Origin of the sequence: Streptomyces canus, from assembly GCF_001514145.1 — a bacterium.
Taxonomy (GTDB): Bacteria; Actinomycetota; Actinomycetes; order Streptomycetales; family Streptomycetaceae; genus Streptomyces; species Streptomyces canus.
In genome coordinates, this window is record NZ_KQ948666.1 from 140,897 (window position 1) to 166,673 (window position 25,777).

At 71.7% G+C, this 25,777-nt stretch carries 24 protein-coding genes; 6 read left to right on the top strand and 18 right to left on the bottom strand.

All coding sequences use genetic code 11. The features are described from left to right. The first annotated feature begins 18 nt into the window (after positions 1-18). Positions 19-561 (top strand): PadR family transcriptional regulator, encoded by a 543-nt coding sequence (locus tag AQJ46_RS31320; protein ID WP_059208753.1) that lies wholly within the window; start codon positions 19-21, stop codon positions 559-561. Positions 562-589: 28 nt separating this feature from the next. On the opposite strand, the gene AQJ46_RS31325 is transcribed toward AQJ46_RS31320, so the two are convergent. Continuing rightward, entirely contained in the window at positions 590-1,141 is a 552-nt protein-coding gene (locus AQJ46_RS31325) for a hypothetical protein (RefSeq protein ID WP_059208754.1), read from the bottom strand. A gap of 167 nt (positions 1,142-1,308) precedes the next feature. After that, positions 1,309-2,295: a fibronectin type III domain-containing protein gene (locus AQJ46_RS31330; RefSeq protein WP_059208755.1), complete on the bottom strand. Its 987-nt coding sequence runs from the start codon at positions 2,293-2,295 to the stop codon at positions 1,309-1,311. 348 nt (positions 2,296-2,643) lie between these two features. Here AQJ46_RS31330 and AQJ46_RS31335 point away from each other — a divergent pair, with 348 nt between their 5' ends. Continuing rightward, the gene (locus tag AQJ46_RS31335; protein ID WP_059208756.1) at positions 2,644-3,342 is read left to right on the top strand and encodes a glycoside hydrolase family 75 protein; all 699 of its coding nucleotides are present in this window, start codon (positions 2,644-2,646) and stop codon (positions 3,340-3,342) included. 15 nt (positions 3,343-3,357) lie between these two features. Here AQJ46_RS31335 and AQJ46_RS31340 read toward each other — a convergent pair whose 3' ends face one another. The 8 genes from AQJ46_RS31340 to AQJ46_RS31375 form a co-directional block, all read right to left on the bottom strand. After that, entirely contained in the window at positions 3,358-4,119 is a 762-nt protein-coding gene (locus AQJ46_RS31340; RefSeq protein ID WP_059208757.1) for an SDR family NAD(P)-dependent oxidoreductase, read from the bottom strand. A 303-nt stretch (positions 4,120-4,422) separates the two neighbouring features. After that, positions 4,423-4,833, bottom strand: coding sequence for a PTS-dependent dihydroxyacetone kinase phosphotransferase subunit DhaM (locus tag AQJ46_RS31345; RefSeq protein ID WP_059208758.1), 411 nt, complete (start codon positions 4,831-4,833; stop codon positions 4,423-4,425). Continuing rightward, positions 4,826-5,425 carry a dihydroxyacetone kinase subunit DhaL gene (gene dhaL / locus AQJ46_RS31350; RefSeq protein ID WP_059208759.1) on the bottom strand — a complete coding sequence of 200 codons (600 nt, stop codon included), beginning with the start codon at positions 5,423-5,425 and terminating at the stop codon, positions 4,826-4,828. The genes AQJ46_RS31345 and dhaL overlap by 8 nt, the downstream gene beginning before the upstream one ends. Positions 5,426-5,461: 36 nt before the next feature. Beyond that, the gene (dhaK, locus tag AQJ46_RS31355; protein ID WP_059208760.1) at positions 5,462-6,454 is read right to left on the bottom strand and encodes a dihydroxyacetone kinase subunit DhaK; all 993 of its coding nucleotides are present in this window, start codon (positions 6,452-6,454) and stop codon (positions 5,462-5,464) included. 160 nt (positions 6,455-6,614) lie between these two features. Further along, the gene (efeB, locus tag AQJ46_RS31360) at positions 6,615-7,886 is read right to left on the bottom strand and encodes an iron uptake transporter deferrochelatase/peroxidase subunit (protein WP_059208952.1); all 1,272 of its coding nucleotides are present in this window, start codon (positions 7,884-7,886) and stop codon (positions 6,615-6,617) included. A 38-nt stretch (positions 7,887-7,924) separates the two neighbouring features. Continuing rightward, entirely contained in the window at positions 7,925-9,955 is a 2,031-nt protein-coding gene (gene efeU / locus AQJ46_RS31365; RefSeq protein ID WP_059208761.1) for an iron uptake transporter permease EfeU, read from the bottom strand. Between the two features lie 245 nt (positions 9,956-10,200). After that, positions 10,201-11,574 (bottom strand): hypothetical protein, encoded by a 1,374-nt coding sequence (locus AQJ46_RS31370; RefSeq protein ID WP_059208762.1) that lies wholly within the window; start codon positions 11,572-11,574, stop codon positions 10,201-10,203. 132 nt (positions 11,575-11,706) lie between these two features. After that, positions 11,707-12,705 (bottom strand): Lrp/AsnC family transcriptional regulator, encoded by a 999-nt coding sequence (locus tag AQJ46_RS31375; RefSeq protein WP_059208763.1) that lies wholly within the window; start codon positions 12,703-12,705, stop codon positions 11,707-11,709. A gap of 149 nt (positions 12,706-12,854) precedes the next feature. On the opposite strand from AQJ46_RS31375, the gene AQJ46_RS31380 reads away from it, so the two are divergent. Next, entirely contained in the window at positions 12,855-14,459 is a 1,605-nt protein-coding gene (locus AQJ46_RS31380; RefSeq protein WP_059208764.1) for a DHA2 family efflux MFS transporter permease subunit, read from the top strand. Positions 14,460-14,551: 92 nt separating this feature from the next. After that, a complete protein-coding gene (locus tag AQJ46_RS31385) occupies positions 14,552-16,285 on the top strand; it encodes a glycoside hydrolase family 15 protein (RefSeq protein ID WP_059208765.1) in 1,734 nt (577 codons plus the stop codon). Positions 16,286-16,343: 58 nt separating this feature from the next. Here the strand turns inward: AQJ46_RS31385 and AQJ46_RS31390 are convergent, their stop codons facing one another. Beyond that, positions 16,344-16,721, bottom strand: coding sequence for a DUF6479 family protein (locus tag AQJ46_RS31390; protein ID WP_059208766.1), 378 nt, complete (start codon positions 16,719-16,721; stop codon positions 16,344-16,346). 107 nt (positions 16,722-16,828) lie between these two features. Here AQJ46_RS31390 and AQJ46_RS31395 point away from each other — a divergent pair, with 107 nt between their 5' ends. Together AQJ46_RS31395 and AQJ46_RS31400 are read left to right on the top strand one after the other, a co-directional pair. Then, entirely contained in the window at positions 16,829-17,203 is a 375-nt protein-coding gene (locus tag AQJ46_RS31395; protein WP_059208767.1) for a ferredoxin, read from the top strand. 127 nt (positions 17,204-17,330) lie between these two features. Beyond that, positions 17,331-18,509 carry an acyl-CoA dehydrogenase family protein gene (locus AQJ46_RS31400; RefSeq protein WP_057617646.1) on the top strand — a complete coding sequence of 393 codons (1,179 nt, stop codon included), beginning with the start codon at positions 17,331-17,333 and terminating at the stop codon, positions 18,507-18,509. A gap of 22 nt (positions 18,510-18,531) precedes the next feature. On the opposite strand, the gene AQJ46_RS31405 is transcribed toward AQJ46_RS31400, so the two are convergent. The 7 genes from AQJ46_RS31405 to AQJ46_RS31435 form a co-directional block, all read right to left on the bottom strand. After that, complete coding sequence (locus tag AQJ46_RS31405) at positions 18,532-19,290, bottom strand: SDR family oxidoreductase (RefSeq protein WP_059208768.1); 759 nt, start codon at positions 19,288-19,290, stop codon at positions 18,532-18,534. Beyond that, entirely contained in the window at positions 19,287-20,075 is a 789-nt protein-coding gene (locus AQJ46_RS31410; RefSeq protein WP_059208769.1) for an enoyl-CoA hydratase/isomerase family protein, read from the bottom strand. The genes AQJ46_RS31405 and AQJ46_RS31410 overlap by 4 nt, the downstream gene beginning before the upstream one ends. Then, entirely contained in the window at positions 20,072-21,715 is a 1,644-nt protein-coding gene (locus AQJ46_RS31415) for an AMP-binding protein (RefSeq protein WP_059208770.1), read from the bottom strand. The genes AQJ46_RS31410 and AQJ46_RS31415 overlap by 4 nt, the downstream gene beginning before the upstream one ends. 314 nt (positions 21,716-22,029) lie before the next feature. Beyond that, the gene (locus tag AQJ46_RS31420; RefSeq protein WP_159064077.1) at positions 22,030-22,227 is read right to left on the bottom strand and encodes a hypothetical protein; all 198 of its coding nucleotides are present in this window, start codon (positions 22,225-22,227) and stop codon (positions 22,030-22,032) included. Positions 22,228-22,312: 85 nt separating this feature from the next. Continuing rightward, a complete protein-coding gene (locus tag AQJ46_RS57405) occupies positions 22,313-22,528 on the bottom strand; it encodes a hypothetical protein (protein ID WP_225887431.1) in 216 nt (71 codons plus the stop codon). 324 nt (positions 22,529-22,852) lie between these two features. Further along, positions 22,853-24,742, bottom strand: coding sequence for a propionyl-CoA synthetase (locus AQJ46_RS31430; protein WP_059208772.1), 1,890 nt, complete (start codon positions 24,740-24,742; stop codon positions 22,853-22,855). A 112-nt stretch (positions 24,743-24,854) separates the two neighbouring features. Further along, entirely contained in the window at positions 24,855-25,766 is a 912-nt protein-coding gene (locus AQJ46_RS31435) for an alpha/beta hydrolase (RefSeq protein WP_059208773.1), read from the bottom strand. Positions 25,767-25,777: the final 11 nt, after the last annotated feature.

The following is a 25,777-nucleotide window of genomic DNA, read 5'->3' on the forward strand; positions in this document are numbered from 1 at the left end:
CGTCCCTAGGATGACTCCATGTCACTCCCGCACGCGATCCTCACCGCTCTGCTCGAAAGGCCGTCGGCGGGGCTGGACCTGACCCGTCGGTTCGACAGGTCGATCGGCTACTTCTGGTCGGCCTCGCATCAGCAGATCTATCGCGAGCTGGGAAAACTGGAGGCCGAGGGCCTGATCCGGGCCCTGCCCGCGGCCCAGCCGACCCGCGGGCAGAAGAAGAGCTACGAGGTCCTGCCCGCGGGCCGCGCCGAACTCGAACGCTGGACGGCCGCGGCGCAGGACCCCAAGCCGCACCGGGACACGCTGCTGCTGCGGCTGCGCGCGGCTGCCGTCGTCGGCACGGAGGGCCTCGAAGCCGACCTGCGACGCCATCTCGACCTGCACCGGCGCCAGTTGGCCGAGTACGAGGAGATCGAGAAGCGCGACTTCCCGCTCGGGAACGACAGCGCGCAGGCCAGGCTTCAGCACCTGGTCCTGCGCGCGGGCATCGAGCTGGAGACCTTCTGGACGCAGTGGCTCACCGAGGCACTGGAGGAGTTCGCCGGACTCCCGGACAGCTGAAGGTTTCCAGGGGCGTACGGCCCCGCTCTCAGAGGCGGTACGGCCGCGACCGGCGACGCAGGAACCAGACCGTGGCCACCCCGCCGACCGCCACCAGGCCGCCGCCGACTGCCAGCGTCAGGGTGCCGTAGTCCTTGGTGGCGCCGCCCAGACCGCCCATGACCCCGCGGGACGGGGAGGCCGTGGCCGTCGCCGAGATCGTGGGCGTCGCGGCCCCCGAGACGATGATCGACTGGGTGCCCGCGGTGCTGTTGTTGAAGGCGCACCTCACGATGACGGTGTACGTCCCGGGGCTCACGCTCGACCAGGCCGCGGACTGCAGCGAAGTGGTTCCCGACAGGGCCACCTGGCGGCCCTGGCTGAAGCTCGCCTGGCTGCTGGTGAGCAGCGAGGCGGTGCCCCAGCCGCCGGTGGGCGCGGTGCGGGAGCATGCCGTGGTCGTGACGGAGACCGTGGATCCGGAGGTGCTCACGGAGATGCCCGGCGCGGCGGCGGCCGGCCCGGCGGTCAGGGCGAGCGGCAGCGCGGCGACGGCCGCGACGGTCAGGCCGGAGCGGAGAAGTAGCTGAGTAGTGCGCATGGACTGCCCTCCGGCGGCACGGTTGGCGGTACATCCGTGGCGCCGCCGAGGTGGGGGAAGGGCCGTGCTGCCTCAGGGAGAGCCAACGTGCAGACGGGCCGGCCCGCATGCGGTGCGCCGCCGGGCAGGTGACGGGTTCCCTCGTCCGGCGCAGGCGTGAGGAGCCGTCACCGGTCCGTGGCGGTGCCCGTCGTCACCGTCCTTTCCGTCGACAGCCCGCCCCAGGTGCCGTCGGGCAGCCGCGCCCGGATCCGCACCCGGTGGCTCTCCCCGGCCTCGCGTCCCAGGTAGAAGCTGTACGTCGCCCTGCCGCGCGGCGGCGTCCCGCCGAACACGAGCGAGGTGGCCGCCCTGCCGTCGAGGTGGACCTGGTACTCCGTGACGACACCGTCGGTCTCGGGCGGCACCCAGGCCAGGTCGAGGTAGTACGCGCCGTCGGCCTCCCGCCGCGTGGTCGCACGGACGTCCGTCGGCGCGGTGCCCCGGCCGTCGTCGCTGCCCGGCGTGGTCAGACGGACGCTGTCCCCGGCCGGCGAGAGGTTGTCGGCGGCGTCCCGGGCCCGGACGGTGAAGGAGTAGCGGGTGCCTGGACGCAGCCCGGTGACCACGGCCGCCGTCTGGTTCCCGCCCACACTGTGGATCTTCGTATCGCCCTGATAGATGTCGTACGACACCACGTCCCGGTCGTCCGCCGAGGCGGCCCACGTCACCTGGACGGCACGGCTGCCCGCCGTCCGGCCCCGCAGCCCGCCCGGGCGTGTCGGGGCCGAACGGTCCGCCGCCGCGGCCGCCGGAGTCGTCGCCCGCACCTCCCGGCTGGGTGGGCCGAGCCGCCCCTCCGTGTCGCGGGCCCGCACGCTGAAGACATACGGGGTGGCGGGCCTGAGCCTGGTGACATCCACCATGTGCTGTGAACCCGGCACATCCTCGACCCTCGTGGGGCCGCGATATACCTCGTAGCCTTCGATGCCCGCCACGGAGGACACGGCGTTCCACATCACGTGCACGCTGGTCGCGCTGCCCGCGGCGGCGGTGACACCCACGGGCGCGGCGGGCAGCCGGCCGCTGTCGTTGTCGGCCCCGCCCCAGGCGCAGGAGGTGAGCAGCGCGAGCAGTGCGCAGAGCAGCGCGGAACGTCGTAGGAGAACGGGCATGTCGCTGTCTCCCCGGTGAGGGCATCACTGCAATGGTCCGGACCAATATGGCGCCGCGGTGTGTTCGTATCAAGAGGGCGGACTCTGCGGGCCGGGCTCGGCAGGGTTACGTATGCTGAGGGTCTTCACGGCCGAACTCTCCATGAGTAAAGGGGAGTTCGCGCTGGTGGCGCGGGCTGCTGTCGTCGCTGTCCCCGCGCCGGTGCGGGTGGCCGGGAGGCCCGGGTTCGTCGAGAGCTCGGGCTCCCGGTCCTGCCCCGTCCGGACCCCTACGGTGGCCGCATCGCTGAGACGGCATCAGATTGGGCGGAGTGCTCGTCGATGCCTCCAAGGAGAGGGTCCCTTATCGTGCGTGTCCAGTCGCTGACGCTGGCCGCGGCAAGTGCCGCTCTGCTCGCCCCGACGACGTCCCCCACCACGGAGTTCGCCGCCGTCCGGACGGAGCCGGCGGTGCGGCGCGAGGGTAGCGTCGAGGCCGCCGACCTGCTGGCCAGGGTGCGGGAGTGCGCCCCCGTCTCACGCGGCCGCTACCGCAGTGACGACGGCTCGGCCGCGACCATCCCGGTCTGCGGCACCCGTCAGGCCGTCTTCTGGAAGGCCGACATGGACATCGACTGCGACGGCCGGCCCGGCAGCCACTGCAACCGTCGCACCGACCCGCAGTTCTCCGACGCCACCGCCTATCAGCAGTCCGACGGCCGCTACCTGAGCGCCGAAACCCTGCCGTACATCGTGGTGCCGGCCGCGAGCGGGATCTGGGACTACCGCGAGCACGGGGTGCGCGGCGGCGCGGTCGCGGCCGTCGTGTACGGGGACCGGGTGCAGTACGCCGTCGTCGGGGACGTGGGCCCGGACCACATCATCGGCGAGGCGTCCTACGCCACCGCGAAGGCCCTCGGGATCCGTGCCGATCCGCACGGCGGCGGAGCGCCCTCCGGCGTCACCTACATCGTCTTCAAGGACGCGCAGGTGAAGCCGATCGAGGATCATGCCGCCGCCGTCGCGACGGGGGAGCGGCTGGCGAGACTGTTCGTAGGGGCGAAATGACGCGCGTCGAATCCGTCAGACCGCCGACCAGCCGTCGTCCACGGGCAGGACCACGCCGTTGATGTTGCTCGCCGCGTCCGAGGCGAGGAACACGATCGCGGCGGCCTGCTCCTCGGGCTCGGCCAAGCGGCCGGCATTGACGAAGTGCGGGCCGAGCGCCGCCGGGCCGTGGGCCTCCTGGTCGGCGTCCACGACGATGGAGGTCGCGGTACCGCCCGGTGCGATGGCGTTCGCACGGATCCCCTGCTTGCGGTACATCACCGCGAGGTTCTTCGTCAGACCCACCACGCCGTGCTTCGAGGCGGTGTAGGCGGCGCCCGCCGTGCTGCCGCGCAGGCCCGCCTCGGAGGCGGTGTTCACGATCGCGCCCCTGCCCGCCGCCAGCATGTGCGGGAGCACGGCCCGGGTGAGCAGGAAGGGCGCGGTCAGGTTGACCCGGATGACCCGCTCCCACTCCGCGTCGCTCACATCCGCGAGCGCCGACATCCGGTCCATGATCCCGGCGTTGTTCACCAGGACGTCCACGCCGCCGAACCGCTCCACGGCGGTTCGCGTCACCTGGTCCACCACGGTCTGCTCGCTGAGGTCGCCCGTGACGGCGACCGCGGTGCCGCCCGCCTCGCCGATCTCCTTGACGACCGTCTCCGCGGCCACGGCGTTGAGGTCCGCGACCAGGACCCGGGCGCCCCGTGCGGCGAAGGCCAGGGCTGTCGCGCGCCCGATGCCCGAACCCGCTCCGGTGACGATGACGCCGCGTCCCTCGAATTCCCCGCCCATGGGGTGCTCCCGTCGGTCAGTGCCCGGTCCCGCACGGGCGCTCCGCCCTGCGCTGTCGCCACCCTACGACTGGTGCACGGACGCGTGATCACGTTACTTTCCCAGCAAGGAGAGAGCGGGCGACCTGGTGCGCCTCACCAGCCAGACGACGCGCAGGCCCGGCTCGGTGCGACCCGCGCCCTGGCCGACCGCGCCCGACTCCCCGCCGACACGGGCACCGAGCGTGCGACGGCGGAGACCGAGCTGGTGGAGACCCTGCGCTCGGCCCTCGCCGTCGCGGCGGGAGGGGTCGGACAGGGGCTGTCACACCTTCCGGTAGCTGTACGCCTCCGCGGCGGCCGCCTCCACCGCCGCGAGGTCCGCTCCCGTCGCCGCCGTGACGACCGCGGCCACCGCCCCCTCGACGAACGGAGCGTCCACCAGGTGGGTGCCGTCCGGGAGCTCGTCGCCCTCCGCCAGCAGCGCCTTGACCGTGAGCACCGCGCTGCCGAGGTCGGCCAGAACGGCGATCCCGGCTCCCCGGTCCACGGCCGCGGCGGCGCCGGCGATCAGCTCCGCACTCGTACCGAGCCCGCCGCCCTCGGTGCCCCCGGCCGCGGCAACGGGCACCTCCGCGCCACCGCCCGCGAGCCCCTTCGCCAGCTCCGCGACGGACGCGGCGACCTCCGCGCTGTGCGACACCAGCACGATTCCGACCAGCTTTCCATCACTCACCTGCGGCCTCCGCGAGCGCGGCGATCAAGAGGGCGGCCGAGGTCGCGCCCGGATCCTGGTGTCCGATGCTGCGCTCGCCCAGATAACTCGCCCTCCCCTTTCGGGCCTGCAACGGCGTGGTGGCCAGGGCTCCCTGCTCGGCGGCCGTCCGGGCCGCGGCGAAGCCGGTACCGAGCGCGTCGACGGCCGGCACCAGCGTGTCGATCATGGTCTTGTCGCCCGGCGCGGCCCCGCCCAGTGTCATGACCGCCTCCACCCCCGCCCGCAGCGCCTCGGCGAGCTGTTCCTCACCGACCTCGCCGGCGTCGCCGAGTGCCTTGCCGGTCCGTCGCAGCAGGGTCCCGTACAGCGGTCCCGAAGCGCCACCGACCGTCGAGATGAGCTGCCGTCCGGCGAGGGTGAGGACCGCCCCCGGGGTGTCCGGGGCCTCCTTGTCCAGGGTCGCGGCCACCGCGGTGAACCCGCGCAGAAGGTTGCTGCCGTGGTCGGCGTCCCCGATGGGGGAGTCGAGGGCGGTGAGGTGTTCCGCCTCGCGTTCGACGGAGGTGGCGGTCACCGTCATCCAACGGCGGAAGAAGTCGGCGTCGAGCACTGGATCTCCTTGCGTGGTCGGTTTGTGATCGCTTGCTCACACTCCCCAGCGCAGCCCCGGTGTCTTGACCGGCGCGTCCCACAGCCGCAGCAGCTCCTCGTCCACCTGGCACAGGGTGACCGAGGCACCGGCCATGTCGAGCGAGGTGACGTAGTTGCCGACCAGGGTGCGGGCGACGGCGACCCCACGGTCGGCGAGCACCCGCTGCACCTCGGCGTTGAAGCCGTACAGCTCCAGGAGCGGGGTGGCTCCCATGCCGTTGACCAGGACGAGGACGGGATTGCGCGGGCTCATGTCGTCCAGGATCGCGTGCACCGAGAAGTCGGCGATCTCCCGCGAGGTCATCATCGCCCGCCGCTCCCGGCCGGGCTCGCCGTGGATGCCGACCCCCAGCTCCAGCTCGCCGGCCGGCAGATCGAAGGTGGGGCTGCCCTTGGCGGGCGTGGCGCAGGCGCTCAGCGCGACGCCGAAACTCCGGGAGTTCTCGTTGACCTGCTGGGCGATCGCCTGCACCCGCTCCAATGGCTGTCCCTCCGCTGCCGCGGCGCCCGCGATCTTCTCCACGAACAGCGTGGCGCCGGTGCCCCGCCGACCGGCCGTGTAGAGGCTGTCGGTGACCGCCACATCATCGTTGACCAGGACCTTCGCCACCTGAATGCCCTCGTCCTCGGCGAGTTCGGCCGCCATGTCGAAGTTCAGCACGTCCCCCGTGTAGTTCTTCACGATGAACAGCACACCGGCCCCGCTGTCCACGGCGGCCGCCGCCCGCACCATCTGGTCCGGGACCGGGGACGTGAACACCTCGCCCGGGCAGGCCGCGGACAGCATGCCGGGTCCGACAAAACCGCCGTGCAGCGGCTCGTGCCCCGAGCCGCCACCGGAGATCAGGGCGACCTGCCCGGCGACGGGAGCGTCCCGCCGTACGATCACACGGTTCTCGACATCCACGGTCAACTCGGGATGGGCGGCCGCCATACCGCGCAGGGCGTCCGCGACCACGGTTTCCGGGACGTTGATCAGCATCTTCATGAGTTCCTCCGGGTCAGGATGGCAGATGGGCTCGTCGTCTGCGTTCTAACAGTTCAGAACCAGTGTGGCCAGTAACCCCCGCCCAGTCGTACCCCCGGGCCCTCCCCCTCGATTCTCGCGGCACGATGCCGTCTCCGCATGCGCCCGGCCGAGCGGCACCTCACGGCGTGAGCAGTTCCCGGCCCAGCCAGTCGGTGGAGTCGCGGACACCGGGCAGGGCGAAGAAGTAGCCGCCGCCGGTCGGGGAGATGTAGTCGACGAGGGGTTCGTCGATCAGACGGGTCTGGGTGGCCTCGAACTGGCGCTGTACGTCCTGCTGGTAGGAGCAGAACACCAGGCCCATGTCCAGGTTGCCGACGTCGTCGATCCCGCGGTCGTAGTTGTAACCCCGGCGCAGGATGCGGGAGTTGTCGGTCCTGCTGGTGCGCGGGTTGGCGAGGCGGATGTGGGCGTCCAGGGGGATCGCGGTGCCGTGCGGATCGTTGGCATAGCGCGGGACGTCGGTCTCCTTGGATCCGTCGAGCGGGGCGCCGGTGTCCTTGCGGCGGCCGAACATCAGCTCCTGCTCGGACAGCGAGACCCGGTCCCAGAACTCGACGAGCATCCGGATGACACGGATGACCTGGTAGGAGCCGCCGGTCGCCCAGGCCGGCTCGCCCTGCCCGGCCCCGACCCACACGAGCCGGTTCATCTCACGGGCCGAGGTCACCTCCGGGTTGGCGATGCCGTCCTTGAAGCCGAGGAGGTTGCGCTGGGCGCCGCTGGGGCGGGGGACGTTCTGGAAGCCGTCGACGCGCCACTTGATCTGCATCGCGCCACGGGTGTGCTTGGCGATGTCGCGCAGCGCGTGCAGCACCGTGTCCTGGCGGGCGGCGCAGAGTTGCAGGGACAGGTCGCCGTGGCAGGCGGCCGGGTCCAGGTTGTCGTTGGGGAAGGTCCGCATCGGGGTGAGCCGGAGCGGCTTCGCCTTCGCGAGGCCGTAGCGGTCGTCGAAGAGCGAGGCTCCGACACCCACGGTGACGGTGAGGGCGTCGGCGGGGACGTCCGGGCCGAGGATGCCGTTGTCGGAGGGCGGGGCGCCGACGCCGAGGTCGGCGGGGGTGCCGCCGGAGGTGAGGAAGCGGGCGCGCGTCGTCAACGTCTTCAGCAGGTCGGCCAGTTGTGCGCGGTCGTCGGTGATGACGTCGAAGGAGGCGAAGCTGGCCGCGGCCGGTGCCGGGGTGAGGATGCCCGCCTGGTGGGCGCCGTGGAAGGGCACTTTCGCGGTGCCGGGGGTGTCCGCGGCCTGTGCCTCGGCCGTGCCGCCGCTCGCGCTCAGGGCGAAGCCGCCGCCGGCCAGTGCCGCGCCCGCGGCCGAGGCACCGAGGGCCGTCCTCACGAAGGAGCGGCGGCCGGCACCCGAGGGACAGCCTGATGCTTCGGTGGACGGCATGGGGTGGTTCCCTTCGGGGCGTTCGTGGTCGTGGGTCTTCACGCGGACTTCCTGATCTCCAGCAGGTCCGGCACCGGCGAGAGGTCCTCCAGGAGCTGCCCTGTGGCCCCGTTCAGCCGCGCTCGCGCGGTCGCGTCGAGACGGTCGACCGGGGTCCAACTCCCGCCGTGGCGCGCGGAGTCGAGGAGCCTCTGCAGCCGGGCGAGGTCCGCGTCGACGGTGGGGAGCAGGTGCGGAGCCCGGGTGGTCAGCAACGGCCGCAGGACGGTGAGGAGTTCGCGGGTGCCGGTGAGGTTGGCGTCGGCGGTGGCGAGTTCGGTGCCGCTGCCCTGGTCGGCGTCGCCGGTGAGTTCGAACTGGAGGGTGTTCTCCAGGATCTCGTGGGCGCGCAGGGGCAGGTCGCCGGGGTCGAAGTCCTGGGTGGGGAAGGCTTTGCGCAATCCGGCGGCGTCGACGGCGAGTTGCTGTGCGGGCGCGGTCAGCTCGCTCGCGGTCTGACCGTGCCACAGGCCGTACTCGATCCGGTGGAAGCCGGTGAAGTCCTTGTCGCGCACTCCGCCGGGAAGGCCGTCGGGCCGTCCGTCGATCTTCTGGTCGTAGTCCTGGAACGTGCCGTAGGCGGCGCCGAGCGAGGCGTAGGTGCGCTGCGCGGTCAGCCAGTCGGTGCGGGCCGCACGGAGATGGCCGGCCGCGATGTCGTAGCTGAGCCGGCGGGTTCGGGCGACCAGGGTGGCCAGGCCCCGATCGACGTATGCCTTGTACGACGTGAGCGGCGCGGCGAGGTCGTGTGCGGAGACGGGCACGACCGCGGTGGTCCCACCGCCACCCGTGACCCGGACCGCGCGGGAGGTGACCGCCTTGCCGCTACTGGGGACACAGCGCCAGGCGTACGTGCCGCCCGCGACGGTAGCCACCAGGTCACGGGTGGTGCCGGGAGCGAGGCCCTCGACCTCGCCGTAGACCGCGCCGGTGCCCGGGTCGATGAGGTACACCTCGGAGGTCTTGTCACCGGTGTTGCGCATCTGGAAGGTCCGCCGCCCGGGTTTCGGCGCGGTGAAGCCCTTGCCGCAGTCCGTCGCCGACACGGCCACGGTCTGGGCGCCGGCGGGCCGGGAGCCACCGAGGGCGACGGCTGCTCCCGCCAGTACGGCGGGTGCGGCGACGACCGCGACGGGGGCCACCCAGGCGGGGCGGCGGCGGGCGGGCGCCGGACCGGCGGGCCTCGTCTTCCGAGCCTTCGGGGTGGGCTCCGCCGTCCGGGTCGAGGCGCCGCGCAGGAAGAGCGTCATCACGACCGCGAGATAGCCGGCGTACCCGGTCACCTGCAGCCAGGTCATGGTCGGCGTCAGGTTGAAGACGCCCTGCACGAGGGTGCTGTACCAGGCCCCCGCGTCCACGCTGCCGCCGAGATCGACGGCGTACGACGTCCCGCCGGGCAGCACCTTGCCCTCCTGGAGGTCGCGCAGCCCGTATCCGAGTACGCCGGCCGCGATCACGATGAGGACGGCGCCGGTGGCGGTGAAGAACTTCGTCAGGTTGATGTGCAGGACGCGGCGGTACAGCCCCCAGCACAGGCCCGCCGCGAGGATCAGGCCGATCCCGGCACCGGTCAGCGGGCCCGCGGACTCGCCGGCCGCGCGGGCCGTCGTCCACAGGAACAGCGCGGTCTCCAGGCCCTCGCGGCCCACCGCCAGGAACGAGGTGACGATCAGCATGCCCGCGCCCATGCCCAGCGCTCCGGTGACCTTCTCCCGGATCTCGCGGGAGAAGGTGCGCGCCGAGCGGCGCATCCAGAACACCATCGCGGTGACGAATCCGACGGCCACCACGCTCAGCGCGCCGCCGAACGCCTCCTGGGCGGTCGCGGACAGGGACGCGGCGGTGAAGGTCAGCACCGCGCCGAAACTCAGCGCGAGCGAGATCGCGGCCAGGACGCCTGTCCATACCTGCGGCAGCCGGGACCGGGCACCGGACCGCACCAACGTGGCGATGAGAACGGAGACGATGAGCCCGGCCTCGAGACCCTCCCTCAGCCCGATGAGGAAGCTCGGAAACGCGTCGTCCCACATGGCTGCGGCGACCCTTCCTGACAGTTGACCTCGGCCGCCGTCGTCGCTGGTTAGCGAAGGCACGCCTTACCTACGCCGACCATCATGCGTGCGGGTATGCCGCTGTCCGGTCATGGATCAGCAGTTATCCGGTCATGTCAGAGCAATGGGGCAGCAAAGATCGCCGACAGCGCGAGTTCAAGCGGCGCGACGCCGGACTCAAGGACGCGCGCCGCCGGCCGAACCCGTGGTGACCGAGCGGGGATTCAGGCCCGCAGCGGATTGGCGCGCGCCGCGGCCAGGAGGTACCAGGCGGTGGCGCCGGTGTGCCGGTAGGGGTAGTAGCCGAACCCGAAACCGGTGTCGAGAGGGCTGCTCGCCGAGACGACCCCGGAACGGGCGGGGAGAGCCGTGCCGCCGACGGTCTGGGCGTCGCCGAGGAGGTCCTGGGCGCGCTCGATCGAGCCGAGCAGGCGGCGGGCGCGCTTCTCGTCGCCGGAGTGGCACCGGTGGCGCAGGGCGAGCGCGAGGTGGGCGGTGCCCTCGAACCAGACGCCGTTGCGGTCCGGCCTGGGCTGGCCGTCGGCGATGGGGGCACTCTCGTTCGCCAGCAGGCTCGCGGAGCTGAAGGTGACGCCCTCGTAGGACTGACCAGAGGGGACCGTGCTGTTGGCGCGGTCGGCCGTATCCAGCACGGCGAGCTCGGTCGCCGCCCAGTCGAGGGAGCGGGAGTGGGCCGGAGAGGCGAAAGCGAGGTGGGTCCAGGTCTGGGTGTCCTCCGGGATCGGGGACTTGTTGATCGTCACACCGTCGTTGCTGCCCGTGTAGAAGAAGCCCTCCGACGGCTCCCACATCTTCTCGACGAACGCTCTGGCCCGCGCACGGCGCTCCCGCCAGACCTTGTCCCCGGTCAGCCGGGCGAGCCGCCCGAACAGGCCGACCAGGTCGGTGTTGTGCTCGGTCGAGCTGAACGGCAGTTTCTGGTTCGCCCCGTCGACCCCGAACTTGTAGCCGCCCAGCGGCTCGTCGGTCCGCCCCACCCGCTCGATCCACTCACCGATCCGCACCGCGCCGGTGAGGAAGCGCCGCTCACCGGTCCGCCCGGCGAGCGCGCTGAGCGCGATACCGGCCCACGCCATGTCGCCCACGGCGGTCCCGGTGAAGCCGAACTGCGTACCGACGTTGGCCGTGCCGTCCGCTTTGACGAACCCGTCCGGCTGCGGGGAGCCGTCGTAGAAGGTGTACGGCCCGACGTTGTACGCCTGCCGCAGTCGCCCGTCGTCGTACACGGGGTCGTGGGCCTGGGCGTACAGCAGCGCGTCACCGAGCGCCACGGCCCGCGACTCGCCCGCGGGGCAGGCGAGATGGGCCAGGATCGCGAGGGCGTTGTCGTACGTGAACGCCGTGCTGAACAGTCCCGCCTGGTCGGTGTAGCTCTGGGTGAGCCGGATCGTGCCGTGGTCCGGGTAGGCGTCCATGGCGGCGGCGAGGAAGGCCTGCGCACGCCGTGGCGCGGGGGCCGCGGAGGCGGGTTGCGCGGCGCGGGCCGTGCCGGTGCCGGCCGCGGTGAGGACCGCGACACCGAGACCTGTCCCGATGAGCGTACGGCGGCTGAGGGGTGGGCGGGGGCGGCCGGTCATGGGTCTCCTCGGGAGGTGCGAGCGAGTCGTGAGAGCGCTCTCAAAGTGGCGGGCTCATTCTGCTGTTGCTCCAGGGGCGGGTCAACGCCTGCGATCCGAAGAGCAGTTGGCGCGCTGACCTTCGGCGTGTCTTCACGCCGGGCCCGGAGGGACCAGCCTGCCGTGGGCGATGACGGACGCGGCCTGTTTGAGGCGGCGGACGCGGATGCTGACGCTGTAGGCGTCGATGCCGGGGACGGCCGCCACGCGTGTCGTGAGGTAGCGGTAGAAGTCCTCCGCGTCACGGCAGTTGGCGACGACCATGATGTTGTGGTCGCCGCTCATGGCGCCGGCGAAGGCCACCTCGTCGTGTCCGGCCAACTCCTCGCCGACACGATGGAGATGGGCGGGGGCCACCCGCAACCAGAGAGTGGCGTTGAGGTGGTGGCCCAGACGCTCGGGGAGCAGGTCGACCTCGTAGGAGAGGGCACCCGAGGACTCCAGGGCGTCGAGCCGGCGGGCGACGCGCGCCTTCGACCACCCGGTGAGTTCGGCGAGCCGGGTGTGGGTGGTACGGCCGTCCTCGGCGAGGGCTTCGAGGAGCGGGGTGTCCTCGGCGGTGGGTGGCTGGAGGGTGCCGGCGGTGGGCGCGGGCGGCCGGTCGGCGGTGAGCCGGGCCACCTCGTCGGGGCTGAGATGGCCGCCGTATCCGGACCATTCGGAGGTGCCGGCCATGCCGAAGGGGTGGATCAGCAGGTCGATGCTGACGTCCAGCACAGAGGCTGCCTTGGGCAACTGCCGGAGCAGGATGTCGTCGCGAGGAGCGTCCACCGGTGAGTGGATCATGCAGATGATCTCGGAGCCACCCGAGGCGAGACCGACGTAGGCGATGTCGGGCCGGCGGGTGAGGGCGTCCGCGAGCGGGGTGACACGGTCGGGACGGCAGCGGATGCGGGTGATCCAGCGGGCCTGGCCGTGCGCCTCCGGGTTGATCAGGCCGACCACCCGCATCAAGCCCTCGCGCCGCAGGGCCTGGTAGCGGCGGGCGGCGGTCTGCTCCGAGACTCCGGCGACCTCGCCGATGAGCCGGAAGGAGGCGCGGGGGGAGTACCGCAGGGCGCGGAGGATTTTTCTGTCGATCTCGTCGGGCATGAGGGAAGTCTGGCACCACGAGGGGTGTGGGTGGATGTTTGTCTTCGCTTATGGCTGTGGCGTTGGGGATCCGGCTCGCTGTCACTGATGCTGGCGCCAGCCCATCACTGAACGACCGCGGCGCGCGTCGCCGTAGAGGAGAGTTCCCCGTGAATGTCACGACTCCGGCAAACGGGTCGGCGGACCGGCGGGCGGCCACGCTCGTCATGGCCTGCCTCGGCGCCTTCGTCGCCTATCTGCCGGTCACCACGGTCGCCGTGAGCCTGCCCGCCATCCAGTCGGCGCTCGGCGCGACGACCGCCCAACTGTCGTGGGTCCAGGACGCGTTCGTCCTGCCCATGGCCGCGTTCATCCTGACAGCAGGGGTCGTCGGTGACGTCCACGGGCGCAAGAAGGTGTTCCAGGCCGGGCTGCTGTTCTCCGCGGCCGGTGCCGCCCTGGCTCTCTGCGCCCAGTCGGTGCAGGTGTTGTGGATCGGGCAGGCCCTCGCCGGACTCGGCGCGGCCACGCTGCTGCCCACCACGCTGGCGCTGATCAGTCACGCGGTGCCCGACCACCGGGAGCGCGGAAAGTTCATCGGCCTGTGGGCCACCTCGCTCATGGCGGCGCTGGCCGTCGGACCGATCGTCGCCGGGGTGATCCTCGACCACGTCGCCTGGCGCTGGATCTACCTGCTGGCGATCCCCGTCTCGCTGCTCGCGACCGTCTTCGCGGCACGGCTGCTGACCGACTCGCGCGCGCCCTACGAGCGGCGGCTGGACTGGCCCGGCCAGATCTCCGCCACGGTGGCGGTCACCGCCCTGGTCTACGGCGTCATCGAGGGCGGCGCCGACTCCTTCACCGCCCCGCAGGTGCTGACGGCGCTCGCGGTGACCGTCGTGGCCGGTGTCGCGTTCGTGTTCGCCGAGCGGCGCAGCGACAGTCCGATGCTCGACCTCGCGCTGTTCCGCAGCCCGGCCTTCACCGCCACCACGCTCGTCGCGATGATCGCCTTTCTCGCGCTGATCGGCTTCTTCTTCCTGCTCAGCCTGTACTTCGGGATGGTGCAGCAACTCGACACCCTGCAGGCGGGCTGGCGGATGCTGGTGGTGACCGCCTGCGCCATCCTGGTCGGCGGGCCCGTCGGGCGCCTCATGCACCGGGTCTCCGCACGTGTGCTGATCACGGGCGGTCTGGTCGTCGTCTCCGCCTCGCTGTTCTCGCTGACCGGTGCCGGCGCGGACACCTCTTTCGTCTCCCTGGCCTGGCGGCTGGCGCCGCTGGGGCTGGGAATGGGTGCCGTCATGACGCCGATGACCGCGACGGCCGTGGCCTCCGTGCCGCACCACCTGGCGGGTATGGCCGCGGCGGGCAACAACGCCTTCCGCCAGCTCGGCGGCGCGCTCGGCCCCGCCGTCCTCGGGGCGCTGCTGACCACTCGGGCGCTCGACAGCTTCCCGGCCCACCTCGCCGACGCCGGGATGACCGGGGCGGCGGGGCAGCGGATCGCGACCGCGGCCGACCAAGGGGGATTGGGCGCGGTGGCCGGGCTCGACCTCGGCGCGGACACGGGGCGTGTCATGGGCGCCCTGGGGGAGGCCTTCCTGGACGGGCTGCGGCTGTGCCTGACGGTCGCGGGGTCGCTCACGCTGCTGGCCGCGCTGGTGGCCGTCGTTCTGCTGCGCCGGCCCCGGAGCGCGGGGGCAGGGCACACGCAGGTCGCCGCGTCGGGTGAGGCGGCAGGTGCGGCGTCCGTCAAGGTGGTCGAGGTGTGACAGCCGGGGTGGGTCGTGGGGGCCGGCCCCACGACCCACTCCGCCCTCCGCCACCACCGTTGACCGCCCCACCCCTTGGGTACCCGTAGCCCATGAGCACCCGCTTCCCGCCCCATGCGCTGCACGACTACGCGCTGCCGGCCGACGGAGAGCGCGGGGCGGTCATCGGGCCCGACGGCGCCATCGGGTGGCTGTGTGCGCCGACCTGGCAGGACGAGGCCGTCTTCAGCGACCTGGTCGGGGGCGGGGCGTGTACGCCGTCACTCCCACCGGCCGGTACGTTCTTCGGTGGCTACTACGAAGAGGGCACGCTCATCTGGCGCAGCCGCTGGGTCACCGACGAGGGCATCGTCGAATGCCGTGAGGCGCTGGCCTTCCCCGGCGACCCGGACCGGCTCGTCCTGCTGCGGCAGCTGCGCGCGGTCGACGGGCCGGCCCGCCTCTCCGTGGTCCTCGACCCGCACAGCGGATACGGCACAACAGCGGTCGAGTCCGCCCGCCGCAGCGGCGACGGAGTGTGGGAGCTGCGCACCGGCAGCCACCGATTGCGCTGGCAGGGCGCCCCACAGGCCGTCGCCGGGGAGCGAGGCCTCACGGCCGACCTCGAGCTGGAGCCCGGCGAGCGGCACGAACTGGTCCTGGAGTGCGCCGTATCGCCACCGCCGGCCGACCTTCCGAAGCCGGAGCAGGCCTGGGCGGCGACCGAAGCGGCCTGGCACGAGACGGTCCCCGCGCTCGACGACACCGTCGCACCCCGCGACGCGCGGCGGGCGTACGCCGTCCTGCGCGGCCTCACCACGCAGGGCGGGGGCATGGTCGCGGCGGCGACGACCAGCCTGCCGGAGCGCGCCGAGGAGGGGCGCAACTACGACTACCGGTACGTGTGGATCCGCGACGAGAGCTACGCCGGACAGGCCGCTGCCGCCGTAGGAGCCCACGACCTCCTCGACGCCGCCGTCGGCTTCGTCACCGCACGCCTGCACGCGGACGGCTCCCGCCTCGTGCCCGCCTACACCGTGCACGGCGACCCGGTCCCCGCCCAGCGCGAACTCGACCTGCCCGGCTATCCCGGCGGCTTCGACCGCGTCGGCAACCAGGTCGGTGAGCAGTTCCAGCTCGACTGCTTCGGCGAGGCCCTGCTGCTGCTCGCCGCCGCCGAACGCCACGGGCGTCTCGACGAGGGCCACTGGAAGGCCGTCGAGATCGCCGTGCGGGCCATCGCCGACCGCTGGCGCCAACCTGACGCGGGTATCTGGGAGTTGAGCGACCGGCTCTGGACCCACAGCAGGCTCATCTGCGTCGCCGGTCTACGGGCCGTGGCCGCCGCAGCGCCCCGCCGTCCCCTCGCCGCCACCTGCACCGCCCTGGCCGACACCCTCCTCGACGCCGTCGAGCGGACCTGCCTCCATCCCGACGGCCATTGGCAGCGCACCCCCGACGACCCGTCGGTGGACGCCGCCCTGCTGCTGCCCGGCGTGCGCGGTGCCCTGGCCGCCGCCGACCCGCGCACCCGGGCCACCCTCGCCGCGTGCCGCCGCGAGCTGGCCGAGGACCACTTCCTTTACCGCTTCCGCCACGACGAGCGCCCGCTGGAAGAGGCTGAGGGCGCGTTCGTGCTGTGCGGGTTCGTCATGGCGCTCGCCGAACACCAGCAGGGCCGGACCGCCGAGGCGTTCCGCTGGTTCGAACGCAACCGCGGCGCCTGCGGCGCGTCCGGCCTGTACGCCGAGGAGTTCGACATCGCCCAGCGCCAGCTGCGCGGCAACCTCCCGCAGGCCTTCGTCCACGCACTGCTGCTGGAGACGGCCGCCCGGCTCGGCGAGTGAGTGAGTGAGCCGGGCGGCCCCTTCCGGAAAGGTCGGCCGCGCGATACGGCCGTAGAGGTCAGCCGCGCCCCGGCCCGCCACTGCCGAACGAGCCGCTGCTGCCCTCGTTCCAACGAGGCCGTTCTCCTGCCGGGCCCGTCCGGGTCGGACTGTTGCCGTGGCCCGGCAGCTCGTGCGGGGTCAACCGGGTGTCGCTCCTGGGCACCTCGTCGGGCTCCCGGTTCTCCCTGACCTCACGGACCGGCCCGCCCTCCGGCATCCTCGGCTGTTCCTCCGGGGTGGGCGGCGGCGACTCGCGGCGCTTGACGCGGGCGCCCAGCCAGAAGGCGCCGATCAGCACCGCCACGACCACCACACCCGCCGCGATCACTCCGGCCGCAAGGGCGCCCCGGCCCGCAGCCATGTCCATCCATTCGGTGTTCAGGGCTTGGTTCATGCCACGCGGGTACCCCTGGCACCCCGGGCGAACCGGCTCGTCCTCCGGACGGAGGAAACCCCGGGAACACCGGGTTTGGCTGCTCGGACGGCGGCTACCCGCACCGTGTGACGACTTCGACTTCCCAGCAGGAGCTCTTCCGGTTCCTGGAGGACCGCTTCGCGTGCGCCCAGGCGTGCACCGAGTGCGCGCGGGCCTGTGCGCTGCGTGCGAGCCTGGTCGATCCGGACGGGACCGAGGAGCAGGAACTACTGCGACGCAAGGGCATCATGTGCGCCGAGGTGTGCGACGCCACCTGCCGTGTGCTGTCCGAGGACAACCATCTCGACGAGGCCGGTATCCGCGTCCAACTGGAATGGTGCCGGTCGGTCTGCCTGGAGTGCGCGCAGGTCCTCGACCGGCATGCCGGCGCCGAGGACGCCGCCAAGGCGTGCCGTGAGTGCGCCCAGGCGTGCACGGACTTCATGGCGACCCTCGTCTGAAAAAGCCTCTTCCGCGCCCGGGACGCCCGCCCGCGCCCGACGGACCCCTCCTGGCCGTTCCCAATTTCTGGAACACGTTCTACGGTGTGCGCCGTCAGGACCGGTTCAGGGGAGCCCTGGAGGCGCCGTGCATCTCGACCACACACCCGAGCAGCAGCGGCTGCGCACCGAACTGCGCACCTACTTCGCCGAGCTCGTCCCGGACAACGCGCACGCCCGTTTCACCGACCGCGACGCCCAGAAGCGCTTCTACCGTGACACCATCCGGCGCCTCGGAACGGACGGCTGGCTCGGCGTCGGCTGGCCCAAGGAATACGGCGGCCGCGGCCTGACCGCCATGGAACAGTTCATCTTCTTCGACGAGGCCGCCCAGGCCGGCGTACCGCTGCCGCTGATGGCCCTCAACACCGTCGGGCCGACGATCATGCGGTACGGCACCGAGGAGCAGAAGTCCTGGTTCCTGCCGCGCATCCTGTCCGGGGAGATCGACTTCGCGATCGGCTACAGCGAGCCAGGCGCGGGCACCGACCTGGCCGCCCTGAAGACGCGCGCGGTGCGGGACGGCGACGAGTACGTCGTCAACGGGCACAAGATCTGGACCACCAACGGCGACACCGCCGACTGGGTCTGGCTCGCCGTGCGCACCGACCCGGACGCCCCGCCGCACAAGGGCATCACCATGCTCCTGATGCCGACCACCGACCCCGGCTACTCCTGCACCGTCATCAACACCCTCGCCTCGCACGACACCACGGCCAGCTACTACGAGAACGTCCGCGTCCCCGTCTCGCACCGGGTCGGCGAGGAGAACCAGGGCTGGCGGCTGATCACCAACCAGCTCAACCACGAGCGGGTCACCCTCGCCGCCCACGGCACCATGGCGATCCGCGCCCTGCAGAACGTGCAGCGCTGGGCCATGGAGACCAAGCTCGCCGACGGCCGCCGCGTGATCGACCTGCCGTGGGTGCGCCGCCGTCTCGCCCAGACCCACACCCGCCTCGACGCGCTCAAGCTCCTGAACTGGCGGATGGTGGGCGCGGTGGAGGACGGCACGCTCACCCCGCAGGACGCCTCCGCGGTCAAGGTCTACGGCTCCGAGGCCCGCCGGGACGCCTACGCGTGGCTCATGGAGATCGTCGCGGCGGCCGGCGCGCTGAAGGAGGGCTCCGCGGGCGCGGTCCTCCACGGCGAGCTGGAGCGTGGCTACCGCTCGGCGGTGATCTTCACCTTCGGCGGGGGCAACAACGAGATCCAGCGGGAGATCATCTCGTGGATCGGTCTGGGGATGCCGCGGGTACGGCGGTAGCACGCCCACCCTCGAAACGGCGTCATCGGATGGAGGATCCGATGGAGATGCCGCCGTCCACGTCGAGGACGATGCCGGTGATGTAGCCGGCCGCCTCGCCGGCGAGGAAGGCCGCGGCTTCGGCGATGTCCTCGGGCCTGCCGGTGTGGCGCATCGGGATCTTGTTCGTGAGTTTGTCGCGTGCCGGGCCGTTCATGGAGGCGAGCATGGGGGTCTCGATCAGGCCGGGAGCGATGGCGTTGGCGGTGATGCCGTGGCGGGCGCCCTCCAGCGCGAGGGTGCGGGTCATACCGACGATGCCGGCCTTGGCCGCCACGTAGTTGGTCTGGCCGAAGTTCCCGCGCCATGACATGGACGAGAAGCTGACGATGCGTCCGTAGCCCTGGCGTTTCATGGGGCCGAACGCCGCGCGCGCACAGTGGAAGCCGCCGGTGAGGCTGACGTCGATGACCGCGTGCCAGTCGTCGTCGGTGATGTCCTCGACGCGGTTGTCGCGGATGATGCCGGCGTTGTTGACCAGCACGTCGAGGCGGCCGAGATCGGCGGTGACGCCAGTGATCCAGTCGTTGACCTGGGCGGAGTCGGTCACGTCCACCACGTCGGTACGGTGTTGTGCGTCGTGGGCGTCGGCGATGGTCCGGGCGGCACCGGTGAGCGCCTGTTCGTTGACGTCGGCCAGCGCGACGGTGGCGCCCTCGGCGGCGAACCGGGTCGCCATGGCGAGGCCGAGACCTTGTGCGGCCCCCGTGATGGCGACGACGCGTCCGTGGTAGCGGTTCACTTGGTGTCTGCTTTCGTGGTCCGGAGGGCGAGGAAGGCACGCAGGGCGTCGGCCACCGAGCTCGCCGACCAGTTGTCGGCGAAGGTGGCCAGTTCCTCGCGCAGGGCGTGCTCAGGGGCGGTGCCGTCGATCAGGTGCAGCAGCGTCTTGAGCCGTTGCTGGGCCGGGCTGCTTCGGTCGGCCAGTTGCCGGCAGATGCGGGTGGCGGTGGCGTCTAGGTCGGCTGCGGGCACGATCGCCCGGATCCAGCCGGTGTGCGCGAAGGCGGTCGCGGGCAGCAGTTCGCCGGTGAGCAGGAGCCAGCGCGACAGTCCGCGTCCGACCGCACCGGGAAGCCGGACGCTCGACCCGCTGGCCGGTACCAGCCGCCGCATGACGTGGCCGTCGCCGATGAGCGTCGTGTCGGCGGCGACGACGACATCGCAGGCCAGCGCGAGTTCGAGGCCCCCGGCGACGGCGTGACCGTGGAGCACGGCGACCCAGGGCTTCGGGCTGGCCGCGATGCGGCTGAAGCAGGCCGACACGTCGGCGAGGAAGCCGACCGGGTTCTCGCCCCGCTCGTGCAGCTGAAGGAACTGGTGGAAGTCCCCGCCGGCACAGAAGCTCGGCCCGTTGCCCGCCACGGCGATGACCGCTGTGCCGGGGTCGGCCTCGGCGCTGGTGATCTGCTTGTCCAGGGCTTCCACGAGGGTGACGTCGAGGGCGTTGCGCCGCTCGGGGCGGTTGAGCAACAGCCACCGGACGGGGCCGCGTTGTTCGACGAGGAGAGGTGCGGTGTCGGTCAACGGGACTCCGGGGTGGCCAGTTCGGTGCGTCGGCGGCTGCGCAGCAGGTAGCGCTGGGTCTTGCCGCTGGGGGTTTTGGGCAGGGCGTCGATGAAGTGGATGGTGCGCGGGTAGGCGTGGGCGGCGTAGCGGGTCTTGACCAGCAGCTGGAGTTCGGTGGCCAGTTCCGGCGAGGCGTCGCTTCCGTCACGCGGGACGACGTAGGCCTCGATGACCTCGCCGCGGACGTCGTCGGGTGCGCCGATGACGCTGCACTCGGCGACGGCGGGGTGCTGGGCGAGGACGCTCTCGATCTCGAACGGGCCGATCCGGTAGCCGGCCATGATGATGACGTCGTCGTCGCGGGAGGAGAAGAAGAAGTCGCCGTCCGCGTCGATGCGCCCGGCGTCGCCCGTGAGGTACCAGCGGCCGTCGGCGGTGAATTTCGCGCCGGCCTGCCCGGGGACCTGGTAGCCGCTGAAGGTCATCAGGGGGCTTTCGGCGACGTCGATCGCGACCCGCCCGAGCACGCCCGGTCCGGCGGGCTCGTCCTTCTCGTCGGCCAGGACGGTGAGGCTCCAGCCGGGCAGCGGCCGGCCCATCGAGCCGGTCTTGAGGGGGCGGGCGAGTTCGGGATGGTGGTGGTTGGCCAGGGGCATGCCGACTTCGGTCTGGCCGAAGTGGTCGTGCACGGCCAGGCCGAGCGCGGAGGCGGCCCACTCGTTGACCTCGGGGGTCAGTGGCTCGCCCGCGCTGGACGCCCGTTCCAGCCGCAGCTTCTGCGGCACGGGCACCGGCGAGGAGCGCAGTCCCCGGTACACGGTCGGGGCGGCGGTGAAGTCGGTGACCTGGTGGTCGACGAGGGTGCGCCAGGTCGTCTCCGGGGAGAACCCGCCGGACAGCAGCAGGCTGGTGATTCCGGCGGCCATCGGGGCGACGATGGCCGCGTACAGGCCGTAGGCCCAGCCGGGGTCGGCGGCGCACCAGTAGCTGCTGTCCTGGGTGACACCGAGGCCGTACTCCAGGTAGATCTGCCATCCGGTGATGTAGGAGACGGGGTGGATGACGCCCTTGGGCTTGCCGGTGGTGCCGGAGGTGAACATGTGCACCAGCGGTCCGTCCCCGCCGGCGGTGACGGCGGGCACCGGTTCCGGGGACGCGGCCGCCATGAGGTCGGCCAGCGACGCGTCGCCGTGCTGTGCGCCGCTTCCGGTGACGACGAGGCGGCGCTGGGGGTCGTCCGGCATGTCGGGGCCCGGGTCGAGTTTGTGGCGCTGGTCCGGGTCGACGACCACCACTCGCGCACCGGAGCCTTCCAGGCGCAGGGCGATGGCCTGGGGTGCGAACGCGGTGAACAGCGGGACGTAGACCGCGCCGAGCCGCCAGATCGCGAGGATGACGGTAACCAGGTCGGTGCCCTTGCCCATCAAGGTCGCCACCCTGTCACCCGGACCGACGCCAAGCCCGTGTAGCGCCCGCGCACAGCGGTGGGAGTCCGCGGCGAGCTCTCCGTAGGACAGTGCGGAAGTCTCACCGGCGGCGTCGACGACGGTGAACGCGACGCGGTCGGCGGGATGCCGGTCGCACAGCAGCCCGGCCACATTGAGGGAGGGTGCCGCGAAGGTCGCGGTCAGTTCGGTGACCCGGTCGGCGGCGCTCACTGCTGGCCCTTGCGGTCGATGATGGGCAACCGTACGTCTATGTCGTATATGTGCTGCATCGGTGCTCCTCGTCGAGCCGACGGCGTGCTGTGATGTGGGTACGTTAAGAGGTACGTACGTACCCTGTCAATTACCAATCGGGAGGCTGACCTCGCGTTGTACGACGGGAGCTGCTCGGCGGCGCGAGTCGCGTTTCCGGCCGCTGCGGAGACCCGGGCCCTGCACGCCTACCTCTGCGGGCACAACGCCAACGCTCGCGGGAGGACGTCCACTTCGCCGCATCTTGAGGGCTTCGTTCGAGCGGGCAACCAGACTCAGCGTCGCCGCCCTGGGAACAGGGCGCTGATCGTCGCGCACACGATCGCCCCGAACAGCAACCCGCCCCACGGCATCCCGCCCGGACGATGGGTCGTCGCCACGTAGCGGAGGGAGCCGAGCCCACCGGCCACGACGAAGACAGCGAAGCCTCGAAGCGCGTACCACCATCTCGGGCGGGCCATCTCTGAAGTCACGGGAGGCATTGTCCCCACGCGGCAGCAGGTGACCGGGCCCTGACGACTGACCACCCGGCATGCCGGTGAACCATGCGGTACGGCGTTAGTGGCGTCCGGTGCGCGGTGTCGGCGTGCCGCGCTCCGACTCCGGGAAGCGATGCAGCATCGCGCGCAGTTCATCGGCGTCGACGTTGGCACCGAAAGCTTCGGTGCCCGGCTCCAGCCGTACCCCCGAGGCCAGCGGGCCCGCGACGACAGGGGCGAAGCCGAGGTCGTCGACGAGGCGTGAGACGGTGATGAGGTCCTCGGGGGTCGTCACCTGCGATGGCGATGGCTTTGCGGCCACGGATTCCGGCGGGCCGGGCCCCGTTCTCGAGGTCGTGGTAGCCCATATGGTTGAAGGCCTTGACCACGCGGGCGCCGGACAGGAATTCCTGCACGAACTCGCTCGACGAGGTGCGCGGGTCGGTGAGGTCCGGGCGGATGCCGTCGACCTCCCACCAGTAGTTCATCGCGTCGATGGCGAGTTTGCCCTGGTTCGTGACCGTCTCGTCGTCAGCGGGCTCGCCGAGGCCCGGCAGCCTGTCGACCCACACACCTACGGCCGCCGCGCCTGACCCTCGGCCAGGGCGCAGTCAGCCGCTCACGGGGTGTGACGGGCGCGGCGGAGGACCGGGCGCAGGGTTTCGATGACGCCGGGGTCGTCCACCGTGGACGGGATGGGTTCGTCGCGGCCGTCGGCGATGCCGCGCATGGTCTTGCGCAGGATCTTGCCCGACCGGGTCTTGGGCAGGGCGGCCACGACCGTGACGTCCTTGAGGGAGGCCACGGCTCCGATGCGCTCGCGTACGAGCTGGACGAGTTCGGCCTCGACCTCGCCCGGTTCGCGGCCGGTGCCTGCCTTGAGGACGACCAAGCCGCGCGGTACCTGTCCCTTGAGTTCGTCGGCGACGCCGATGACGGCGCATTCGGCGACGTCGGGGTGGGCGGCCAGGGCCTCTTCCATGCTGCCGGTGGACAGCCGGTGTCCGGCGACGTTGATGACGTCGTCGGTGCGGCCCATGACGAAGACATAGCCGTCGTCGTCGAGGTGGCCGCTGTCACCGGTGAGGTAGTAGCCGTCGTAGCCGGACAGGTAGGAGGCGATGTAGCGGTTGTCGTCGTTCCAGAGGGTGGGCAGTGCGCCGGGCGGCAGGGGGAGTTTGACGACGATCGCGCCGTCGACGCCCGCGGGTACGGGCTCGCCCGAGGCGTCGAGGACGCGGACGTCCCAGCCAGGCAGGGGGCGGCTGGGGGAGCCGGGCTTGATGGGGGCGGCTTCGATGCCCACCGGGTTGGCGACGATGGGCCAGCCGGTCTCGGTCTGCCACCAGTGGTCGACCACCGGGACGCCCAGGAGCGCGCTCGCCCAGTGATAGGTCTCGGGGTCGAGACGCTCGCCGGCGAGGAAGAGGTAGCGCAGGTGGGAGAGGTCGTGGCCGGCGGTGAGCGCTCCCTTCGGGTCCTCCTTCCTGATCGCCCGGAAGGCGGTGGGTGCCGTGAACATGGTCTTGACCCGGTACTCGGCGGCCACCCGCCAGAACTGGCTCGCGTCCGGAGTGCCGACCGGCTTGCCCTCGTACAGGACCGTCGTCGCGCCGGCCAGCAGGGGCCCGTAGACGATGTAGGAGTGGCCGACGACCCAGCCGACGTCGGAGCCGGTGAACATCGTCTCGCCCGCGCCCACGTCGTAGACGGCGCCCATCGACCAGTGCAGGGCGACCGCGTAGCCGCCGCAATCACGGACGACTCCCTTGGGTTTTCCGGTCGTTCCTGACGTGTAAAGGATGTACAGGGGGTCAGTGGCGGCGACGGGAACGCAGTCGGCCTGCGGCGCGGCGGCGACCAGGTCGGCCCAGTCGAGATCGTCGGACCCCAACTCGGCCCGTTCCTGCGGACGTTGCAGGATCACACTCTTCTCCGGTTTGTGGGCCGCGAGGTCGATCGCCTGGTCGAGCAGCGGCTTGTACGCGATGACGCGCTTGCCCTCGATGCCGCAGGAGGCGGAGACGACCACCTTGGGGGCCGCGTCGTCGATACGGAGGGCGAGTTCGCGCGGGGCGAACCCGCCGAAGACGACCGAGTGGACCGCGCCGATCCGTGCGCAGGCCAGCATCGCGATGGCGGCCTCGGGGACCATCGGCATGTAGATCACCACGCGGTCGCCGTGCCCCACGCCGAGCTGCGCGAGCGCTCCCGCGAAGGCCGCCACCTCGCCCCTCAGCTGCGCGTAGGTGTAGGTGCGGCGGGTGTCGGTCACGGGGGAGTCGTAGACGAGCGCGGGTTGTTCGCCACGGCCGGCTTCGACGTGCCGGTCGAGCGCGTTGAAACAGACGTTGAGCCGCCCGTCGGGAAACCAGCGGTAGAACGGTGCGCCCGAGGAATCCAGGGCACGTTGCGGGGTGACATCCCAGTCGATGCCCTCGGCCGCCTTCAGCCAGAAGCTCTCCGGGTCCTCGGTACTGGCGCGGAAGACATCCTCGTACGTTCCCATCGCGCACTCCTTTGTGGCATCGAGGGACGGTGGTGGGACCGCGTGCGAAACGGTGTCGGACACACGTACCGCATGCCGGCCGGTACGGTCGAGCCGTCAGCGCGGCTGCTGCTCACGCGCCGAGGTGCTCACGCAGCCACTGGCCCATCTGCTGGATGGCCTGGTCCACCTCGGGTACCCGCCCCGCGCCCAGGACGAACGAGTGCTGTCCCTCGGGCATCGGGTGGACCTCGGAGGTGACCTTGAAGTCCGCGAGCCGGCGGCCGAGCTCGGCGCCGTCGTCGGCGAGGGTCTCGTACTCGCCGTAGTGGACGGTCGTGGGCGGCAGACCGGTGAGGTCGGCGTTCGCGATGCTGATCCCGGGTGAGGTGAAGTCCACGGCGGGGTCCTGCAGCCATGCTCCGCGGAAGAGTTCCAGCGTGCCCCGGCTGAGCATCTTGTCGTTGTCCTCGTTCTCGTCCACCGACGCGTTCTGGAGGGTGAGGTCGGTCCACGGCGAGACGCTGACGATCGCGCCCGGCGTCGCCTCGCCCTTCGCGAGCAGACGCAGCGGCAGCATCACCGCGAGGGTACCGCCGATCGAGTGACCGGTGCTGCCGATGTTCCGCGGCTCGTAGCCCCGCGAGAGCAGCCAGCGGTAGGCCGTCTCGGCGTCGTCGAGCTGGGCGGGATAGGGGTGCTCGGGCGCCAGGCGGAAGTCCACGACGAGGGAGCGGGCTCCGGCCGCCTTCGCGATGTGGCCGGCCGCCTTGCGGTCCGAGTGCATCGAAGCGGTGACGGATCCGCCGAAGTGGAAGTGGAGCAGCGCCCGGTCGGGGTCGGCTCCTTCGGGGATGGCCCACAGGGCGGGGACGCCGCCCGCGTCCACCTCGGCGTAGGTGACGCCTTCCGGCTCGGTCGACGCCTTGTGGTTCGAGTCGACGATGTCGCGGATGACGGCCAGGTCGAGGCCGGGTGTGGCCGACTTGGCGCTCACGCCCGCCAGGAACTCCGCGAACTCGTGTGCCTCGGGGCTTACTCCCATGGTGGTGCTCC

Excerpts from the sequence above, each read along its gene's own strand:
- AQJ46_RS31320 (WP_059208753.1), top strand. The coding sequence starts at position 19 with ATGTCACTCCCGCACGCGATCCTCACCGCTCTGCTCGAAAGGCCGTCG.
- AQJ46_RS31325 (WP_059208754.1), bottom strand. The coding sequence starts at position 1,141 with ATGCGCACTACTCAGCTACTTCTCCGCTCCGGCCTGACCGTCGCGGCC.
- AQJ46_RS31330 (WP_059208755.1), bottom strand. The coding sequence starts at position 2,295 with ATGCCCGTTCTCCTACGACGTTCCGCGCTGCTCTGCGCACTGCTCGCG.
- AQJ46_RS31340 (WP_059208757.1), bottom strand. The coding sequence starts at position 4,119 with ATGGGCGGGGAATTCGAGGGACGCGGCGTCATCGTCACCGGAGCGGGT.
- dhaK (WP_059208760.1), bottom strand. The coding sequence starts at position 6,454 with ATGAAGATGCTGATCAACGTCCCGGAAACCGTGGTCGCGGACGCCCTG.
- efeB (WP_059208952.1), bottom strand. The coding sequence starts at position 7,886 with ATGCCGTCCACCGAAGCATCAGGCTGTCCCTCGGGTGCCGGCCGCCGC.
- efeU (WP_059208761.1), bottom strand. The coding sequence starts at position 9,955 with ATGTGGGACGACGCGTTTCCGAGCTTCCTCATCGGGCTGAGGGAGGGT.
- AQJ46_RS31370 (WP_059208762.1), bottom strand. The coding sequence starts at position 11,574 with ATGACCGGCCGCCCCCGCCCACCCCTCAGCCGCCGTACGCTCATCGGG.
- AQJ46_RS31375 (WP_059208763.1), bottom strand. The coding sequence starts at position 12,705 with ATGCCCGACGAGATCGACAGAAAAATCCTCCGCGCCCTGCGGTACTCC.
- AQJ46_RS31385 (WP_059208765.1), top strand. The coding sequence starts at position 14,552 with ATGAGCACCCGCTTCCCGCCCCATGCGCTGCACGACTACGCGCTGCCG.
- AQJ46_RS31390 (WP_059208766.1), bottom strand. The coding sequence starts at position 16,721 with ATGAACCAAGCCCTGAACACCGAATGGATGGACATGGCTGCGGGCCGG.
- AQJ46_RS31430 (WP_059208772.1), bottom strand. The coding sequence starts at position 24,742 with ATGGGAACGTACGAGGATGTCTTCCGCGCCAGTACCGAGGACCCGGAG.
- AQJ46_RS31435 (WP_059208773.1), bottom strand. The coding sequence starts at position 25,766 with ATGGGAGTAAGCCCCGAGGCACACGAGTTCGCGGAGTTCCTGGCGGGC.